The following is a 16,236-nucleotide window of genomic DNA, read 5'->3' on the forward strand; positions in this document are numbered from 1 at the left end:
CCTCTCCGCTCACTCCTGCCCCATGAGCCGCAACGAGTTCAAGGATCACTTCTCCGCCATCGCCGACAGCTACGCGACGGCGCGCCCCGAGTACCCCGACGCGTTGTTCGACGCGATCGCCGCGCACGTCCCCGCGCAAGCGCAGGTGTGGGAACCCGGCTGCGGCAGCGGGCAGGCCACGCGCGGGCTTGCCGCGCGCTGGGCGCGCGTGCACGCGAGCGACCCGAGCCCGCAACAGCTCGAACGCCACTGGGCGCATGCGGCCGCGCTGCGCGGCGAGGGCAACGTGCGCCTGAGCGTGGCGCCGGGCGAGCGCTGCGATCTCGACGACGGCAGCGTCGGTCTGGTCGCCGTGGCCCAGGCGCTGCATTGGTTCGAACGCGAGCGTTTCTTCGCCGAGTGCGAACGCGTGCTCGCGCCCGCCGGCGTGCTGGCAGCGTGGAGCTACGGCGATTTCCTGATTCCCGACGGCATGGACGCGGCGGTGTCCGCGTTCCGCGCCGACATCGACGGCTATTGGCAGCGCGAGAACGTCGAAGTGCGCGAGGGCTACGCCGGTTACGGCTGGCCGTTCGAGCCGCTGCCGGCGCCCGTGCTGTGGGTGAGCGCGCAGTGGGGATTGGCGCGATTCCTCGGCTATCTCAATTCCCTGTCGGCGAGCGAGCGCTGCAAGATCGCCACCGGCGAGGATCCGGTCTACGCCCACCGCGCCGCGCTGAGCCGCGCCTGGGGGCCGCCGGATGTCGAGCGCCAACTGCGCTGGCCGTTGGCGCTGCATTTGCGCCGCAAGCCCGGCTGAGCGGGGCCGGAGCGGGGCGTCGAGGCCTCGCGCCGTCGCTCCCGGGCCTTGCGACCCGAACGCGCCCGAACGCCGCGGCGCCACCGGCGGAACGCAGCATCCGGTCCCATCGGGCCGCCCGCGACAACCGGCCCGCGCGGCCCCGGGTGCTAAACTGCGCCCCGCCGGCTGCGGCCGGCACCACCAGTAACGTCTTCAGGGCGGGGCGAAATTCCCCACCGGCGGTAGGCGCCTTGCGCGCGAGCCCGCGAGCGCCCGGGCGGCCCGGTTTCCACAGGGAAACCCGCGCCGCGCGGGGTCAGCAGATCCGGTCCGATGCCGGAGCCGACGGTCACAGTCCGGATGAAAGAAGACGGCTGCGCGCGACCCCGTCCGCGAGGACGGGCGAGCTTGCTCCCGCGGCCCCGCGCCGCGCGTCGCGCGTCGTCCTCGAAGCCTTGAGGCGTTTTTCGCTCACCACTTGCGGGAAACGTTTCATGACCACTCTCCATCGCTCCACGCTCCATCACGGCACGCTCCATCGCGGCCGCGCATCGGCCCTCCGCCAGGAGGCGCGCTGATGTTCACCGGCATCATCGAAGGCGTCGGCCGCCTGCAGTCCGTCCAGTCCATCGGCGGCGACGTGCGCCTGCGCATCGCCACCGGCAGCCTGGATTTCTCCCAGCCCAAGCTCGGCGAAAGCATCGCGGTCAACGGCGTGTGCCTGACCGTGATCGAGTTCGGCGCGGATTGGTACGACGCCGACGCGTCCACCGAAACCCTCGCCCTGACCACGCTCGGCGCGCTGCAGGCCGGCGCCAAGGTCAACCTGGAACGCGCGATGCGGCCCAGCGACCGCCTCGGCGGGCATTTGGTCAGCGGCCACGTCGACGGCGTCGGCGCGGTCGAATCGGTGCGCGAAGACGCGCGCGCCCAGCGTTGGCGCTTCCGCGCGCCGGCGCCGCTGCTGCGCTACATCGCCAAGAAGGGCTCGATCTGCGTCGACGGCGTCAGCCTCACGGTCAACGAAGTCGACAGCGAAGGCTTCGAGGTCGCGCTGATTCCGCACACGGTCGCCAACACCGCGTTCTCCGACACCGCGGTCGGCGCGCCGGTGAACCTGGAAATCGATCTGGTCGCGCGTTACGTCGAGCGCTTGCTCGGCGAGCGTCCGGAGGCGTCCGCATGAGCTTCGCCACCGTCCCCGAACTGTTGGAAGAAATCCGCGCCGGCCGCATGGTCGTGATCGTCGACGACGAGGACCGCGAGAACGAAGGCGACTTGATCATGGCCGCCGAGCTGGTGCGTCCGGCCGACATCAACTTCATGGTCACCCACGCCCGCGGGCTGGTGTGCCTGTCGCTGATGCGCGAGCGCTGCCTGCAACTGGGCCTGGGCCCGATGGTGCGCGACAACACTTCGCCGCACCACACCAACTTCACCGTCAGCATCGAGGCGGCCGAAGGCGTCACCACCGGCATTTCCGCCTACGACCGCGCCCACACCGTGCGCACCGCGGTGCGGCCGGACGCCAAGCCGTCGGATCTGGCCCAGCCCGGCCACATCTTCCCGCTGATGTCGCAGCCCGGCGGCGTGCTCAGCCGCGCCGGCCACACCGAGGCGGCCAGCGACCTGGCGATGCTGGCGGGCCTGGAGCCGGCCGGCGTGCTGGTCGAGGTGCTCAACCCCGACGGCAGCATGGCGCGGCGCCCGGAGCTGGAGAAGTTCGCCGCCGAGCACGGGCTGAAGATCGGTTCGATCGAGGAGTTGATCCGCTACCGCCTCGCCACCGAGCACACGGTCGAACGCGTGGATTCGCGCCAGATCGAGACAGAGCACGGCCCGTTCCAGCTGCTGAGCTACCGCGACCGCCTGACCCGCGCCGTGCACTTCGCCCTGCAGCGCGGCGAACCCGACGCGCAGCAGCCGACCCTGGTGCGCGTGCACATGCAGAACCCGCTGGCCGACGCGCTGCACTGGCGCCGGCCGGACTTCGGCCCGGCGGTCGGCGACGTGCTCGCCGCGATCGCCCGCGAGGGCCGCGGCGCGCTGGTGCTGCTGTCCGACCACGCCGACCCCGACGCGCTGCTGGCGCGGGTGCGCGAGCAGCCCGGCGCGCACGAGGCGCACGCCGACGCCCACGAGGACGCCCCCGCCGCGCCGCCGCCGACCCGCGGCCACGCCCTGGCCGAATGGCGCCGCAACGGCGCCGGCGGCCAGATCCTGGCCGACCTGGGCCTGGGCAAGCTGCGCGTGCTGGGCACCCCGCGCAAGCAGATCGGCCTGGCCGGGTTCGGCCTGGAAGTGGTCGAGTACGTGGATATCGCCCGCCTCGGTTGAGGCCCGGGCGGGACGGGCGGCCGCGCGCGGCCCGTCCCCGCCCCCCAACCGGTAAACTAGCCCCCCCTTTCGTCCGTCCCAGCACAGCGACCCCCGCCATGCCCCATTACGAAGGCGACCTGCGCAGCCCGCCGGGCGCGCGCTACGCCATCATCGCCAGCCGCTGGAACCCGCGCATCACCGACACCCTGGTGGCCGGCGCGCGCAAGACTTTCGCCGACCACGGCGTCGCCGAGGACGCCATCGACGTGATCCGCGTCCCCGGCGCCTGGGAACTGCCGGTGCTCGCGCGCCGCCTCGCCGCCGGCGGCAAGCACGTCGCGGTCGTCGCGCTGGGCTGCGTCGTGCGCGGCGACACCCGCCATTACGAGCAAGTCGCCGACGGCTGTTCCGACGGCCTGATGCGCGTCTCGCTCGACTACGGCCTGCCCATCGCCAACGGCGTGCTCGCCGTGGAGCGCCACGAGGACGCGGAAAACCGCGCCGGCGGCAGCCACGGCAACAAGGGCGAAGAAGCGGCGCTGGCCGCCTTGGAAATGAGTCACCTGCTGGAGCAACTGCCATGAATCGCCGCCGTCCCGATGGCATCGACCCCGTCGCGCGTTCGCGCGCCCGCCGCCGCGCCCTGCAGGCGATCTACGCCTGGCAGATGACCGACGCCAAGGCCGACGAGATCATCGCCCAGTTCGCCCACGAACAGGCCCACGAAGTCGCCGACCTGGCCTATTTCGAAGATCTGGTGCGCGGCGTCGTCCGCCACCAGGAAGCCGATCTCGACCCCGCGCTGACTCCGTTCCTCGACCGCGAGATCGAGCAGGTCGACGCGATCGAACGCGCCGCGCTGCGCATCGCCGCCTACGAACTGCGCCACCGCCTCGACGTGCCGTACCGCGTGGTCATCAACGAGGCCATCGAGTCGGTCAAGCGCTTCGGCGCCGAGCACGGCCATACCTACGTCAACGGCGTGCTGGACCGCGCGGCCGCGCAGTGGCGGTCGGCCGAGGCGGCTGCGGCGGCCAAGAAGCGTTGAAGCGGAGTTGGCGGATAGGAGATAGGAGATAGGAGATAGGAGATAGGTGAAGCGGTGCGACGCGGTTTGCGCCGCGCGTCGAAGTCGAGCTTGGTTGGACCTCCCGCCCGCTTTTGCTTTCGCTAACTCCTAACTCCTAACCGCTAGCTCCCAGCGTTTCCCTATTCGCAGCCTCATGACCGCCGAATTCGACCTCATCGCCCACATCCGCGCGCGCGCCGCCGCGCTGGCGGACGAGCGCGGCGATGTCGCGCTCGGCATCGGCGACGACGCCGCCTTGCTGGCGCCGCCGCCGGGGCGGCAATTGGTGGTCGCTACCGACACGCTCAACCGCGGCGTGCATTTCGGCGAGGACGCGGTGGCCGCCGACATCGGCTGGAAGTCGCTGGCGGTGAATCTGTCCGACTTGGCCGCGATGGGCGCCGAGCCCGCGTGGTGCACCTTGTCGCTGTCGCTGCCCGAGGGCGAAGGCGCCGCGCGCGCGGCGTTCGTCGAGGGCTTCGCCGACGGGTTTCTGGAGTTGGCCGCGCGTCATCGCGTCGCCTTGGTCGGCGGCGACACCACGCGCGGGCCGTTGTCGGTGTGCGTGACCGTGCTCGGCTTCGTCGAGCCGGGTTGGGCGCTGCGCCGCGACGCGGCGCGCGTCGACGATGAGATTTGGGTGACCGGCACGCTCGGCGACGCCGGCGCCGCGCTCGCACTCGACGGCATCGACGGTTACCGCGAGTTCGCCGTGCGCCGCATCGACGGCGCCGACGCCGATCCCGCGGTCGCCAGCGCGCGCCTGCACGAACGCCTGCGCCGGCCGCAGCCGCGCGTGGCCGCCGGCCGCGCGCTGCGCGGATTGGCGCGCGCGGGCATCGACGTCTCCGACGGCTTGCTCGCCGACCTCGGGCATATCTGCGCGGCCTCCGGCGTCGGCGCGACGATCGACTCGGCCGCGTTGCCGGCCTCGCGCGCGCTGGCCGCCGCTTGCGCCGACGACGCCCGCCGCGCGCTGCAACTCGGCGGCGGCGACGACTACGAACTGTGCTTCACCGCGCCAGCGCGGCAGCGCGACCCCATCGCGCGTTCGCTCGCCGCGTCCGGCACGCCGGCCAAGGTGATCGGGCGGATCGACGCCGAGCCCGGCGTGCGCGTGCGTTTGGCCGACGGCTCGGCGTGGGCGCCGCCGCGGCGCGGGTATCAGCACTTCGGCTGAGGTCGGTCCGGGTCTGGATCGCGCCGGTCGGGTGCGGTCGCCGCGGTTGCCGACACGCGCTTCCTGTTTCTGCCGCGGCTAGCGGTCTTCGGTCGAGTCGAGCCGCGTTCGCAGCGGCCGTGCGGCTCGTCGCGCGAATCGTTTGGCGCGGCACCGCAGGTGATGAGCGCCGCTGAAGCCAGCACGCGCTTCCTGTTCTTGCCACGGTTCGCGATTTTCGGTCGTGTCCGGCCGCGTGGGCGGCGGTCGCGCGGCTCGTCGCGCGTATCGTTCGTCGCGCCTCCGTAAGCGGTGAGCGTCGCTGAAGTCCGCTGGCTCTTGTGCGGTTTCGGCTTCGCAGCTTCCTTTCGGATCGCCGCGGCCGGCCGATAGCCCGCGACCGCCGTGCCCCGGTCGCTATGCCGCGCCCGACTCGTTGCGCAGTCTGCCGAAACCGATTTCCGCTCGTCGCCCCTGCCATCAGTTGGGGGCGCGCGGCGAAAAAGTTCAGACCGTTTTCATCGCGCCGATGCAAGCCTGAACGCCTCTCTCCATGGACCGCCCGCATGCGCCGGATCGCGCCGACTTCTCCAGTATCGCGTCGGCGCGGCATCGCGCTGGCCGCGGCCGTCGCCACCGTCGCGCTGGCCTTGCCCGGTTGCGGCGCGGTGCGCACGATCGCGGGCATCAACACCGTGCACCTGGAGCAAGCGCGGATCGAGTCGATGCAGATCGATCTCGCCGACGGCGCGGCCAGCGTCTGTCCGCGCCAGCGCGTGCAGATGCACGCGGTGGTGGCCGCGCAACTGCCCAAGCAGCCCGCGCCGCTGCTCTACGAAACCTGGCGCGGCGCCAACGGCACGCGCCGCAACGGCATGCTCGACTTCCGCAATTTCGCGTTCTCCAGCCAGCAGGGCCGGTTCGACGAACTGGGTTGGTTCGAGCCGAATCCCGATGTGCTGGCGAGCCTCGACAGCGGCTTCGCGATCAGCGCCAGCCTCGTGCATCCGACCGCGCAGTTCGCGCGCACCGCGCATTACCCGGCCAGTTACGACTGCATCGACCGCATCGGCGCGGCCGCGGGCCCGGGCATCGATGGTCGCGACGGCGGTTACGGCGAACGCGGCCGCGACGGTTACGACGGCGCTCACGGCGGCCGCGGCGAATACGGACGCAACGGCGGCGACGGCGAACCCGGCGGCGACGGCTACGGCGGCATGCATGTGCGCGCTTACGCGACGTACGTCGCCACCGCGCGCTATCCGCGCCTGTTGGCGGTGAGGTTGGAAGGCGACGTCGAAGACTTCGTGCTCGCGCCGCCGGACCGCGCGTTCGTCGTGGTCGCGGCCGGCGGGCGCGGCGGCCAAGGCGGCGACGGAGGCAGCGGCGGCGCGGGCGGCGACGGCGGCGACGGCAACAAAGACAAGGATCGCCCGGGTTACGGCGGCGAGGGCGGGGACGGCGGCGACGGCGGTTACGGCGCGCCGGGCGGACGCGGCGGCGACGGCGGGCAGATCGAGTTGATCTACGACCGGCGCTTCCCCGAATTGGCCGGCTGGCTGCGAATGGACGCGTCCGGCGGATCGGGCGGCGACGGCGGCAGCGCGGGCGCCAGCGGCAGCGGCGGCGATGGCGGCGACGGCGGTTCGGGCTCGGGTCGCGACGGACGTTCGGGCAACTACGGCAGCAGCGGACCGACCGGCCTGCGCGGCCGCGACGGCTTCGCGCGCATGCAGGCCGGCGACGTGGCGGAGCGCTTCCGCGATTTGCCCGGAGTGCGCGCGCTGTAAGTCGTCGAGCTCATCGACTGCGGCGATGGGCGAGCGGCGCGATGGCGGAAGCGGCGGTGTCGGGCCGAACTGCGACGGATACTTGGCGATTGCGGTAGCCGCGAGCCGGGCGTCCGCGGCGGCTTCGCATCTTTGCGCGGAGCGAGGTGACGGAGCGGTGTCGCGATTTGCTTCGCGCGCGTGCGGTAGGCCGCCGCGCTGGTTGATTGCGCAGTGCGAGCGCGGCGATAGCGGTAGCGGCGGCTCGAGCGGTGGCGGGTGTTCGGCGATTACGGCCGCAGCGGCTCGCGTGGGCACGACCGCTTCGCGCGCATGCGCGCCGGAGCGATGACGCAGCGCGTTCGCGATCGATCCGGCGCGTGCGCGCCGCGACCCGCCGCGCTCATTCGTCGGGCAGCAGCTTGCCCGGATTCAAGATCCCGTCGGGATCGAACACCCGCTTGATCTGGCGCATCACCGCCAGCGTCTGCGCGCCGACCGCGTGCGGCATGAAATCGCGCTTGGCCAAGCCGATGCCGTGTTCGCCCGACAGCGTGCCGCCCAGCGCCAGCGCGAGCTCGAACACGCGGCCCATCGCGGTGTGGGCGCGCGCGCTTTGCGCGGCGTCGCCGGGGTCGTACAACAGATTGACGTGCAGGTTGCCGTTGCCGGCGTGGCCGAAGCAGACGATGGGCAGGTCGAACTCGCGCGCCAGCGCCTGCACGCCGTCGACCAGTTCGGGAATGCGCGAGACCGGCACCACCACGTCTTCGTTGATCTTGCCCGGCGCCAGCGTGCGCAGCGACGGCGACAGCGCCTTGCGCGCGGCCCAGAGTTTTTCCCGCGCCGCTTCGTCGGCGGCGTCGTCGAGCGAGAGCAAGCCCTCGCCCGCGGCGGCGCGTTTGAGCGCGTCGAGCGCGTGCGGCAGCGTGTGCGCGTCGCCGTCGGCTTCGATCATCAACAGCGCGCCGGCCTCGTGCGGCAGATCGGCGCCGCCGACGTCGCGGGCCAGACGCACGCATTGGCCGTCCATGAATTCCAGCATCGACGGCGTCACCGGCTGCGCCATCAGCCGCGCCACGGCTTGCGCGGCCGAGGACACGTCGCGGTACACCGCGCGCAGCGCGGCGCGCGCCAGAGCCGACGGGGTCAGTCGCAGGCTGGCTTCGACGATCAGCGCGAGCGTGCCTTCGCTGCCGACCAAGAGACGATGCAGGTCGTAGCCGGTCGAGCCTTTCGTGGTCGCGGTGCCGCACACGATCAGCTCGCCCGCGCCGGTGACCGCGGTCAGCGCCAGCACGTTGTCGCGGCTGGCGCCGTACTTCACCGCGCGCGGGCCGCCGGCGTTGCAGGCGAGGTTGCCGCCGACGCTGCTGTAGGCGGCGCTGGTCGGGTCCGGCGGCCAGAACAGGCCGTGCGGCTTGAGCGCGGTTTGCAGATCGCCGTTGAGCACGCCCGGTTCGACCACCGCGCAGCGGTCGCCGGGGCGGATTTCGACGATGCGGTTCATGCGCTCGAACGAGACCACCACGCCGCCGGCCACCGGCACCGAGGCGCCGGTGGTGTTGGTGCCGCGGCCGCGCGCGATCACCGGCACGCGCTCGCGCCGGCACGCGCGCACCAGCGCCTGCACCTGCTCGCGCGTACGCGGCAGCGCGACCGCGTCGGGCAGGGCGAGGCGGCGCGAGTTGTCGTAGGCGTAGGCCAAGCGCTCGCCGGGATCGGTCAGCCACGCGTCGCCGAGCAACTGCGCCAGCTCGGCTTGCAGCGCGGGCGGCAGCGGCGCGCCGGCGTTCACCGCGCGGGCTCCGTGGCCGGCGTGCGCATCAACTTGCGCAGCAGCGCGCCGACGAGGCCGAGCGACAGCGCCGGCAACACCACCCAGCGCGCTTCCGACCACAACACTTCCAGGCCGCGCGCGCTGAAGAAGCGCGCGCCGATCGGCGAGACTTCGATCGGCCGCCACGGCGCGAAGATGCGCGCGTCCGACCACGGCCAATACAGCGCCACGCCGAGGCCGCCGTCGGTGAATGCGTCGAGCAGCGGATGCGAGGCCGCGCACAGGAACAGCCACCACGCCGCGCGCCAACGCGGCGCGCGCAGCCACGGCGCGGCCAGCGCGCCGAGCGCGGCCAAGGCGGCGGCGAAGGCGAAGGAATGGCTGGCGCCGCGATGGCCGAAATCGTCGGCGTAGGCGATGCCGAGCTTGAACGCGACCACGTCCGCGTCCGGCAGCATCGCCGCGAGCGCGCCGGCGGCGAGCAGGCGCGGGGAAATGCGCTGGCGTCCCAGCGCCAGCCCCAGGGCCAGCGGGACTACGGCGTGGGTCATCACGGTCGGCATGCGGGCGGGTCCGGGGACGGCGGTGGAGTAAGGAGTCGGGTGGTTCAATCGTCGGCGCGGAACGCGTCGCGCAGCCAGCGCAAGCGCGGTTGCGCCGGATCGCCGTCGGCCTCGACTACATCGAAGCGGCAGGCGCGGTCGGCATACGCCTCATGCCGCTGCAAGAACGCCTGCGCGGCCAGCACCAGCTTGCGCCGCTTGCGCGCGTCCACCGAGACCGCGCCGCCGCCGTAGCGGTCGTCGCGGCGGTAGCGCACTTCCACGAACACCAGGGTGTCGCCGTCGAGCATCACCAGATCGAGTTCGCCGACGCGGAAGCCGGCGTTGCTGGCGAATCCGCGCAAGCCGGCTTCGGTCAAATGCGCTCGCGCCGCGGCTTCCACCGCGGCGCCGAGCGCGCGCTTGCCGGCGTCAGCGGCGCGAGGCATCCGCCAGCGGCACCGCGACGCCGCTGCTGAAGGTCGACCACGCCGGCGTGCGCAGCACGTTGCCGAAGCCGTCGATGCGCAGCACGCCGGTGGCGCCGGCCACATACGCGTCGGAGCGGCTGGCGAGGCGCTCCAGGTAGGCGCTGAGTTGCCACGCGTCGTAACCGAAGGCGAACAGGCGCGCGGCCGGGCCGCGCGCGGTCGGCAACTGCTGCGCGGTGCCCACCGCCGGCGGCAAGCCGCGGATGCCGCCGCTGATCCAGGATTCGGACGGGAAGGCGATGCCGTCGAGGACGCGGTCCTGCTCCGGCTTGCCGGTGCCCAGCAGCAGCTGCGAGGTCGCCGCGCGCGGCTTGTCGGCGAGGCCGGCCAGCGCCAGCTTCGGCACCAGGGTGCGGCCGCTGCTGCCCTTCACGGCGAGGAACACGGAATCGACGCCGCCTTCCTTGGTCACGAACGGAGTGAGGTCGGCGGTGCCTTCGCCGATGGTGTCGGTGACCACCGCGCCGCGGCCGCCCAGGCGTTCCTTGAGCGCGGCGACCGCACGGCGCTGGCTGTCGTCGTCGCCGGCGATCACCAGCACGCGCTTGGCCTTGCGTTCGACCAGATAGTCGGCGGCGGCGGTGCCTTCGTCCTCGGGCGTCAGCGAGAAGCTGACGTTGCCGCTGGGCGGAGTGGTGTTGCCGCGGTTGAGCGCGAGCACCGGCACCGGCAGCGCGCCCTTGCCGAACAGCGCGCCGACTTCGTCGCGGCCGAGCGGGCCGATCACGAAGTCGTTGCCCTCGGCGGCGGCCTTGTCGTAGGCCGACAGCGCGCCGGCGGGCGTGCCGGCGGTGTCGTAGAAATGGATGTCCGGGCGGCGCCGGGTTTCGCCGTAGTACGCGGCGAGCAGGCCGTCGCGCACCGAGGCGGCGGCGACCGCGGCCGGGCCGGTGCTGGGCAGCAGCACCGCCAGCTTCATCGGCGGGCGATAGCCGTCGGCTTCGGCCGGCGGGCGCTGGGCGGCGTGGAAGGCCCAGTCGGAGGTGCGGTCGAACGGGCGCGGCAGCGGCAGCCCGCGCTTGACCAGCGCGCGGCCGACGAAGTTGTAGAGCGGGTCGCCTTCGATCAGGCCGTTGGCTTCGCGGCTGAGGGTGGCGTCGTCGAGCTGGCCGAGCAGGCGCTCGATCTGGCGTTCGTTCTCCGCGCGCTCCTCGCCGGCCAGCGAGGCGTGGTTGCGGGCCAGATGCTGGGCCTGGGCGACGATGGGATTGGAGGCGGCGACGGTCGCGACCGGGCGGGTCTCGACGCTGGCGCAGCCGCCGAGCACGGCGGTGGCGGCCAAGGCGCAGAACATCCATGTAAAAGCGGGCCGGTTCTTGCTTCGATTCATCGGCTTGCGTGCGCCGCGGGCGGCGTTCCTGTGGGACCGGGTAGGATTCTACCCGGCCCAGGCGACGCGGACGCGAGCTTTCGCCCGGCCCGTTCAGTCAGATTCCTGCCCTTTTTCGAGTCAGCCTCGCCCTACGATGCAAACCCCCGGCACCCTGCACATCGTCGCCACCCCGATCGGCAACCTCGGCGACCTCACCCCGCGCGCGCTGGACACCCTGCGCACGGTCGCGGCGATCTGCGCCGAGGACACCCGCCACACCCGCCAGCTGCTGTCGCACTTCGGCCTGGAGCGGCCGCTGTTGGCGCTGCATCAGCACAACGAGGAGCAGCAGGCCGCGCAGCTGGTGGCGCGCTTGCAGGCCGGCGATTCGCTGGCGTTGGTCTCCGACGCGGGCACGCCCCTGGTGAGCGATCCGGGCTATCGGTTGGTCCGCGCCGCGCGCGCGGCCGGCATTAAGGTGTCTCCGGTGCCCGGCGCCTGCGCCGCCATCGCCGCGCTGAGCGTGGCCGGCGTGGCCTCCGACCGTTTCGCCTTCGAAGGCTTCCTGCCGGCCAAGACCAGCGCCCGCCGCGAACGCTTGACCAAGCTCGCGGCCGAGCCGCGCACCTTGTTGTTCTACGAATCGGCGCACCGGATCGAGGAAACCCTCGACGACATGGCCGCCGCGTTCGGCGGCGCGCGCGGCGCGGTGCTGGCGCGCGAGCTGACCAAATTGTTCGAGACCGTACTCGACGGCCCGCTGGAATCGCTGGCCGCGCAGGTCAAGGCCGATCCGAATCAGCGCAAGGGCGAGTTCGTGCTGATCGTGGAAGGCGCCGGCGAGGACGCCGACGCCAAGGTGATCGAGGGCAAGCGCTTGTACGCCAAGCTCAGCGAGCACCTGCCGCCGTCGACCGCGGCCAAGCTCGCCGCCGAGCTCAGCGGGGCGCCGCGCAAGGCGCTGTACGGCGGCGGCGAGTGAAGTAAACCGCGTCAGCGTTCGCGCAGCGCGCGCATCGCCGCTGCCAGCGGGCGCAACAACTCGGGCGCGGCCAGCGCCTGGAAGTTCCAGATGTCGTCGGACAGCAGCAGCGGCAGCCCGCGCACGCGCAAGACGGTTTCGCCGCCCTCCAGGCCCAAACTCTGTTCCAGCACGGGTATCGATTCGCGCGCGCCGCCGATCGCGGTCAGGCCGGGCCAGAAACCTTCGCGCAGATCGTTCTCGCTCCAGTCCGGCAGGTAATCGGCGAGGTCGTGCGCGTCGAGCAATCCGTGCCGGCGCAGCATGCCGCGCGGATACAAGGGGTACTGGTCTTCGGGATCGACGGGCTCGTTCATCGCGATAGCGCGGCGGCGGGTTGGCGTTCACTTTAACGCTGCGGCGGCCGCGCGCTCGTGCGACAATGCGCGCCGCAAAGTGGGCCAGACAGTCGCGTCGTCGGATCGCAAGATCCGGCGCCGAGGAAAGTCCGGGCTCCACAGGGCACGGTGCCAGGTAACGCCTGGGCGGCGCGAGCCGACGGAAAGTGCAACAGAGAGCAGACCGCCGAACGGTTCCTTCGGGAATGCGTGGTAAGGGTGAAACGGTGCGGTAAGAGCGCACCGCGAGTCCGGCAACGGACCGGCACGGCAAACCCCACCGGGAGCAAAACCAAATAGGGAGGTCATGACGCGGCCCGCGTCGCCTCCGGGTAGGTTGCTTGAGCGTAGCGGCGACGCTGCGCCTAGAGGAATGACTGTCCACGACAGAACCCGGCTTATCGGCCCGCTTTGCGCTTTTTTCGGTTCGCCAAAGAACCGCCGACGTTCGCGTTGCGGACTGCGGACACCGGTCGGTTGGCGTGCTTCGGGCTTCGGCCCGCGAGCCCCGAAGTTCGCTGCGCGAACTTCGGGGCTTGTTGTAGGTGGCTGCGGGCTCTCGTTTCTGCCGGGGGGCGCTTCCTTTACCAAGAGGGGTTCTCGCGGCCGACGCTGCCGCGATGGGCGGCTGCCGGGATGGAGCGAAAATCAAAATGGATTCCGGCGTTCGCCGGAATGACGGACTGGGGGATGCGTCGAACTCCCACCACCGTCATTCCGGCGAACGCCGGAATCCATTTTGATTTTGCCGGGCCTTAAACCCAGCGCCCATCCAGCGCAGCCGCTCGCGCGCGCACTCGCGGCCCTGTTTCGGCGAATTGCGCTCCGCAGGCGCCCGCGCGGAGTCTCACTGCCCCGCGCCGATCTGCTTCATAAACGCCTGGTTGTCCCAAAACAGCCACTCCTCGACCATCACCCCGTTTTCCCAGCGTCCGATCGTGGCCATGTCGAGCTTGAACGGCTTGTGGGTCGGCGCCAGCGTCTTGCCGTCGCCGAGCGGCATCGGCTGGGTGAAGGTGCCTTCCATCGTGCCGATCACCGCGGTGAGGTTGCCCTGCGCGACTTTCACCGGATGCACCTTGATCCGGGTGTCGGGCGCGAACACGAACTGCGGTTTGAGCTCGGCGATGTGCGCGTCCAGGCCGGTGGTGGTGTGGCCGTCGGGGTAGTGGACGAGGATGTTCGGGGCGTGGCTGCGGTGGAAGTGGTCCCACTGCTGATGGGTGTAGTGGACGAAGTCGAGTTCGTCGAAGGTCTGCAGGTTGCGGTCTTCCTGCGCCTGCTCGGCTTGCAGGCGCTTGAGCACGGTCGCGTCGGCGCGGGCGGCGGTCAGCGGGGGCGAGGACGGCGCCTGCTGGGCGCAGCCGGCGACCGCGGCGGCGAGCAGCAGGGCCAGGGGCGAGACGGCGCGGAACGGGGTCGGGGCGCGCATTGTGGATAACTCCGGGACAAGTCGTCGCCACGCTAGAGCGGGGCACGTCAATTGAATGTCGAATGCACCCTACGCCCCCGCATTGGACGCTGCGCGTCCGCGCCGATAGCCGCGGGCGATCATCCTTTGCATTCCGATGCTTAGCGGCGATTCGCGCAAATCGACGCGAAGCCGCGTGGGTGAAGAAAATGTGACGGCGCTCGCGTCAGGGTCACTTTGTGACGTTATGAGTCTCAAAACCTGAGACGAAACAACGCTTAGTGGATAAGTCTTGAATAAGACTCTCAAGTTCATCGCAAGCCATTGATGCGCCTAGCGAAATTCAGTCAGGAAAGTTGTTGACAACCCGTTGCGCCCTGCTAATGTGGGCATCCGAGGGAAAACCGGGGTTTTTGTGGTTTTCGGAGGCCAGTCGTCCCACCAGGGATGAATGAACGAGGCGACCCGTCCGGTAGAGACGGGAGCCGCACAAGGTGCGCAATGTTCCAAGGCGAAACCGCCATCACGATCGACGAGAAAGGCCGGCTGGCGGTTCCCACCGCCTACCGCGAACTCGTCGCGCGCGAATGCGACAACCGCCTGGTCATCACCTACAACCCGTTCGAGTCCGGTTCTCTCTATCTCTATCCGCTGTCGGTCTGGGAGCGCGTGCGCGAACAGGTCAACAAGCTGCCCAAGGCCAAGTCGGTCAACCGCACGATGCAGCTCAAGCTGGTCGGCGCCGCCGCGTTCGTCGAACTCGACGGCAACGGCCGCATCACCGTTCCGCCCAGCCACCGCGCCGCGGTCGGCATCGAGAAGAAGGCGGTGCTGTTGGGCATGGGCGACAAATTCGAACTTTGGAGCGAGCAGGCGCATCACGCGCAGATCCGTCAGACCATCAGCGACGACGATCTGAGCGACGAGCTGCTCGACCTGCAGCTATGACGGACGGTGGCATGGAACGCATTCACGCGCGGTCCGGCCACCTTCCCGTGATGTACCGGCAGGTGCTCGAAGGCCTGCGGGTGCACGGGAACGGAGCCTATCTGGACGGTACGTTCGGACGCGGCGGGCATGCCCGCGGCGTGCTCTCGCAATTGCAGGCCGGAGGACGCTTGCTGGTGATGGACAAGGACCCCGAAGCGATCGCCGTGGCCGAACGCGAGTTCGGCGCCGATCCGCGCGTGTCCATCTATCGCGGCAGCTTCGCCGAACTCGCGCACTGGGACGCCACCGCCGCCGGCCTCGACGGCGTGCTGCTCGACCTGGGCGTGTCCTCGCCGCAGCTGGACGTGGCCGAACGCGGTTTCAGCTTCGGCAAGGACGGCCCGCTGGACATGCGCATGGACCCCGACAGCGGCCAGAGCGCGGCGCAGTGGCTCAACAGCGCCGCCGAGAAGGACATCGCCGACGTGCTGTGGACTTACGGCGAAGAGCGCCAGAGCCGGCGCATCGCCCGCGCCATCCTGGCCCGCCGCGCCGCGCAGCCGCTGGCGCGCACCGCCGAGCTGGCCGAGCTGATCGCCCAGGCGGTGCCGCGCGGCGATCAGAAGATCCATCCGGCCACGCGCAGCTTCCAGGCGATCCGCATCTTCATCAACCGCGAACTGGCCGACCTGGAAACCGGGCTCGACGCCGCGATGGCGCGCCTGAAGCCCGGCGGCCGGCTGGCGGTGATCAGCTTCCATTCGCTGGAAGACCGCATCGTCAAGCAGTTCATCGTCCGCCACTCCAAGGCGCCGCCGACCAACCGCCGGATGCCGATCGAGATCGCGTTCACCCCGACCCTGCTCGCCCTCGGCGGCGCGCAGAAGGCCGACGACGACGAGCTCGCCGGTAACCCGCGCGCGCGCAGCGCAGTGCTGCGCGTGGCCGAGAAGCTGGAGGTGGCGGCATGATGCGGCTGCTGCTGATCCTGCTGATCGTCGCCAACGTGGTTTCGGCGCTGCTGGTGGTGTTCGCCCGTCACGAACACCGCCAGTTGTTCGTGCAGCTCAACAAGCTGCAGCGCGAGCGCGACGAGCTCAACATCGAATTCGGCCGGCTGCAGCTGGAGCAGGCGACCTGGGCGGAGAGCAACCGCATCGACCAGGTGGCGCGCGAGCGCATCGGGATGAAGTTCCCCGAGGGCGCCGAAACCGTGGTGATCAGGCCATGAGGACCGGGCCATGAGCGCGCGCAAGAACCGCAACGGCAACCACGGCCGCAGCGGCCCGCTGGAGCGCGTGCTCGGCGAGCGCG

General features: G+C 71.0%; 18 protein-coding genes, 1 other RNA gene and 1 riboswitch. Of the genes, 12 read left to right on the forward strand and 7 right to left on the reverse strand.

The annotated features are described in order from the left end of the window. The first annotated feature begins 22 nt into the window (after window positions 1-22). The gene (locus J5226_RS09530) at window positions 23-799 is read left to right on the forward strand and encodes a class I SAM-dependent methyltransferase (protein ID WP_215839681.1); all 777 of its coding nucleotides are present in this window, start codon (window positions 23-25) and stop codon (window positions 797-799) included. A 187-nt stretch (window positions 800-986) separates the two neighbouring features. Then, a riboswitch (FMN riboswitch) is annotated at window positions 987-1,157 on the forward strand. Here the strand turns inward: J5226_RS09530 and J5226_RS09535 are convergent. Then, complete coding sequence (locus J5226_RS09535; RefSeq protein ID WP_215839682.1) at window positions 1,131-1,277, reverse strand: hypothetical protein; 147 nt, start codon at window positions 1,275-1,277, stop codon at window positions 1,131-1,133. (Overlaps the previous riboswitch by 27 nt.) 81 nt (window positions 1,278-1,358) lie before the next feature. Here J5226_RS09535 and J5226_RS09540 point away from each other — a divergent pair, with 81 nt between their 5' ends. The 6 genes from J5226_RS09540 to J5226_RS09565 all read left to right on the forward strand — a co-directional run bounded on the left by J5226_RS09540 (window position 1,359) and on the right by J5226_RS09565 (window position 7,118). Further along, on the forward strand, window positions 1,359-1,967 hold the full coding sequence (locus J5226_RS09540; protein ID WP_215839683.1) for a riboflavin synthase: 609 nt from the start codon (window positions 1,359-1,361) through the stop codon (window positions 1,965-1,967). Further along, a complete protein-coding gene (gene ribB / locus J5226_RS09545; RefSeq protein WP_215839684.1) occupies window positions 1,964-3,118 on the forward strand; it encodes a 3,4-dihydroxy-2-butanone-4-phosphate synthase in 1,155 nt (384 codons plus the stop codon). Before J5226_RS09540 ends, ribB begins: the two co-directional genes overlap by 4 nt. Window positions 3,119-3,216: 98 nt before the next feature. Next, entirely contained in the window at window positions 3,217-3,684 is a 468-nt protein-coding gene (gene ribH, locus J5226_RS09550; RefSeq protein WP_215839685.1) for a 6,7-dimethyl-8-ribityllumazine synthase, read from the forward strand. After that, window positions 3,681-4,148, forward strand: coding sequence for a transcription antitermination factor NusB (gene nusB, locus J5226_RS09555; RefSeq protein ID WP_215839686.1), 468 nt, complete (start codon window positions 3,681-3,683; stop codon window positions 4,146-4,148). Before ribH ends, nusB begins: the two co-directional genes overlap by 4 nt. Window positions 4,149-4,323: 175 nt before the next feature. Continuing rightward, entirely contained in the window at window positions 4,324-5,349 is a 1,026-nt protein-coding gene (thiL, locus tag J5226_RS09560) for a thiamine-phosphate kinase (RefSeq protein ID WP_215839687.1), read from the forward strand. Between the two features lie 545 nt (window positions 5,350-5,894). Then, window positions 5,895-7,118, forward strand: a complete 1,224-nt coding sequence (locus tag J5226_RS09565) for a hypothetical protein (protein ID WP_215839688.1) — start codon at window positions 5,895-5,897, stop codon at window positions 7,116-7,118. Window positions 7,119-7,500: 382 nt separating this feature from the next. Here the strand turns inward: J5226_RS09565 and J5226_RS09570 are convergent, their stop codons facing one another. Genes J5226_RS09570 through J5226_RS09585 form a run of 4 tightly spaced genes read right to left on the reverse strand, consistent with a single transcriptional unit; the run spans window position 7,501 to window position 11,192 of the window. After that, entirely contained in the window at window positions 7,501-8,895 is a 1,395-nt protein-coding gene (locus tag J5226_RS09570; RefSeq protein WP_255323041.1) for an FAD-linked oxidase C-terminal domain-containing protein, read from the reverse strand. Continuing rightward, window positions 8,892-9,440: a metal-dependent hydrolase gene (locus J5226_RS09575; RefSeq protein ID WP_215839689.1), complete on the reverse strand. Its 549-nt coding sequence runs from the start codon at window positions 9,438-9,440 to the stop codon at window positions 8,892-8,894. The genes J5226_RS09570 and J5226_RS09575 overlap by 4 nt, the downstream gene beginning before the upstream one ends. Before the next feature lie 44 nt (window positions 9,441-9,484). Further along, window positions 9,485-9,868 carry a YraN family protein gene (locus J5226_RS09580; RefSeq protein ID WP_215839690.1) on the reverse strand — a complete coding sequence of 128 codons (384 nt, stop codon included), beginning with the start codon at window positions 9,866-9,868 and terminating at the stop codon, window positions 9,485-9,487. After that, a complete protein-coding gene (locus J5226_RS09585) occupies window positions 9,852-11,192 on the reverse strand; it encodes a penicillin-binding protein activator (protein ID WP_255323042.1) in 1,341 nt (446 codons plus the stop codon). The genes J5226_RS09580 and J5226_RS09585 overlap by 17 nt, the downstream gene beginning before the upstream one ends. A 184-nt stretch (window positions 11,193-11,376) precedes the next feature. Here J5226_RS09585 and rsmI point away from each other — a divergent pair, with 184 nt between their 5' ends. Continuing rightward, a complete protein-coding gene (rsmI, locus tag J5226_RS09590; protein WP_215839692.1) occupies window positions 11,377-12,204 on the forward strand; it encodes a 16S rRNA (cytidine(1402)-2'-O)-methyltransferase in 828 nt (275 codons plus the stop codon). An 11-nt stretch (window positions 12,205-12,215) separates the two neighbouring features. On the opposite strand, the gene J5226_RS09595 is transcribed toward rsmI, so the two are convergent. Then, window positions 12,216-12,560 carry a hypothetical protein gene (locus tag J5226_RS09595; protein ID WP_215839693.1) on the reverse strand — a complete coding sequence of 115 codons (345 nt, stop codon included), beginning with the start codon at window positions 12,558-12,560 and terminating at the stop codon, window positions 12,216-12,218. 76 nt (window positions 12,561-12,636) lie between these two features. On the opposite strand from J5226_RS09595, the gene rnpB reads away from it, so the two are divergent. Then, an RNA gene (rnpB, locus tag J5226_RS09600) (RNase P RNA component class A) lies at window positions 12,637-12,998 on the forward strand. Window positions 12,999-13,428: 430 nt separating this feature from the next. Here the strand turns inward: rnpB and J5226_RS09605 are convergent. Next, on the reverse strand, window positions 13,429-14,013 hold the full coding sequence (locus J5226_RS09605) for an ester cyclase (RefSeq protein ID WP_215839694.1): 585 nt from the start codon (window positions 14,011-14,013) through the stop codon (window positions 13,429-13,431). Window positions 14,014-14,493: 480 nt separating this feature from the next. On the opposite strand from J5226_RS09605, the gene mraZ reads away from it, so the two are divergent. From mraZ to ftsL, 3 genes are read left to right on the forward strand one after another with little or no spacing between them, the layout of a single operon-like run. Then, the gene (gene mraZ, locus J5226_RS09610; RefSeq protein WP_215839695.1) at window positions 14,494-14,940 is read left to right on the forward strand and encodes a division/cell wall cluster transcriptional repressor MraZ; all 447 of its coding nucleotides are present in this window, start codon (window positions 14,494-14,496) and stop codon (window positions 14,938-14,940) included. An 11-nt stretch (window positions 14,941-14,951) separates the two neighbouring features. Next, window positions 14,952-15,893, forward strand: a complete 942-nt coding sequence (gene rsmH, locus J5226_RS09615) for a 16S rRNA (cytosine(1402)-N(4))-methyltransferase RsmH (protein ID WP_255323043.1) — start codon at window positions 14,952-14,954, stop codon at window positions 15,891-15,893. Then, window positions 15,890-16,153 (forward strand): cell division protein FtsL, encoded by a 264-nt coding sequence (ftsL, locus tag J5226_RS09620; protein ID WP_207526004.1) that lies wholly within the window; start codon window positions 15,890-15,892, stop codon window positions 16,151-16,153. Before rsmH ends, ftsL begins: the two co-directional genes overlap by 4 nt. The last annotated feature ends 83 nt before the right edge of the window (window positions 16,154-16,236 follow it).

This window comes from Lysobacter sp. K5869 (assembly GCF_018847975.1).
Classification (GTDB): domain Bacteria; phylum Pseudomonadota; class Gammaproteobacteria; order Xanthomonadales; family Xanthomonadaceae; genus Lysobacter.

What these genes read in the sequence shown, in the direction of transcription:
- J5226_RS09540 (WP_215839683.1), top strand. Translation starts at nt 1,359, where the DNA reads ATGTTCACCGGCATCATCGAAGGCGTCGGCCGCCTGCAGTCCGTCCAG.
- J5226_RS09580 (WP_215839690.1), bottom strand. Translation starts at nt 9,868, where the DNA reads ATGCCTCGCGCCGCTGACGCCGGCAAGCGCGCGCTCGGCGCCGCGGTG.
- J5226_RS09565 (WP_215839688.1), top strand. Translation starts at nt 5,895, where the DNA reads ATGCGCCGGATCGCGCCGACTTCTCCAGTATCGCGTCGGCGCGGCATC.
- rsmI (WP_215839692.1), top strand. Translation starts at nt 11,377, where the DNA reads ATGCAAACCCCCGGCACCCTGCACATCGTCGCCACCCCGATCGGCAAC.
- thiL (WP_215839687.1), top strand. Translation starts at nt 4,324, where the DNA reads ATGACCGCCGAATTCGACCTCATCGCCCACATCCGCGCGCGCGCCGCC.
- nusB (WP_215839686.1), top strand. Translation starts at nt 3,681, where the DNA reads ATGAATCGCCGCCGTCCCGATGGCATCGACCCCGTCGCGCGTTCGCGC.
- ribH (WP_215839685.1), top strand. Translation starts at nt 3,217, where the DNA reads ATGCCCCATTACGAAGGCGACCTGCGCAGCCCGCCGGGCGCGCGCTAC.
- J5226_RS09575 (WP_215839689.1), bottom strand. Translation starts at nt 9,440, where the DNA reads ATGCCGACCGTGATGACCCACGCCGTAGTCCCGCTGGCCCTGGGGCTG.
- ftsL (WP_207526004.1), top strand. Translation starts at nt 15,890, where the DNA reads ATGATGCGGCTGCTGCTGATCCTGCTGATCGTCGCCAACGTGGTTTCG.
- J5226_RS09595 (WP_215839693.1), bottom strand. Translation starts at nt 12,560, where the DNA reads ATGAACGAGCCCGTCGATCCCGAAGACCAGTACCCCTTGTATCCGCGC.
- ribB (WP_215839684.1), top strand. Translation starts at nt 1,964, where the DNA reads ATGAGCTTCGCCACCGTCCCCGAACTGTTGGAAGAAATCCGCGCCGGC.
- rsmH (WP_255323043.1), top strand. Translation starts at nt 14,952, where the DNA reads ATGGAACGCATTCACGCGCGGTCCGGCCACCTTCCCGTGATGTACCGG.
- mraZ (WP_215839695.1), top strand. Translation starts at nt 14,494, where the DNA reads ATGTTCCAAGGCGAAACCGCCATCACGATCGACGAGAAAGGCCGGCTG.
- J5226_RS09605 (WP_215839694.1), bottom strand. Translation starts at nt 14,013, where the DNA reads ATGCGCGCCCCGACCCCGTTCCGCGCCGTCTCGCCCCTGGCCCTGCTG.
- J5226_RS09530 (WP_215839681.1), top strand. Translation starts at nt 23, where the DNA reads ATGAGCCGCAACGAGTTCAAGGATCACTTCTCCGCCATCGCCGACAGC.
- J5226_RS09535 (WP_215839682.1), bottom strand. Translation starts at nt 1,277, where the DNA reads ATGAAACGTTTCCCGCAAGTGGTGAGCGAAAAACGCCTCAAGGCTTCG.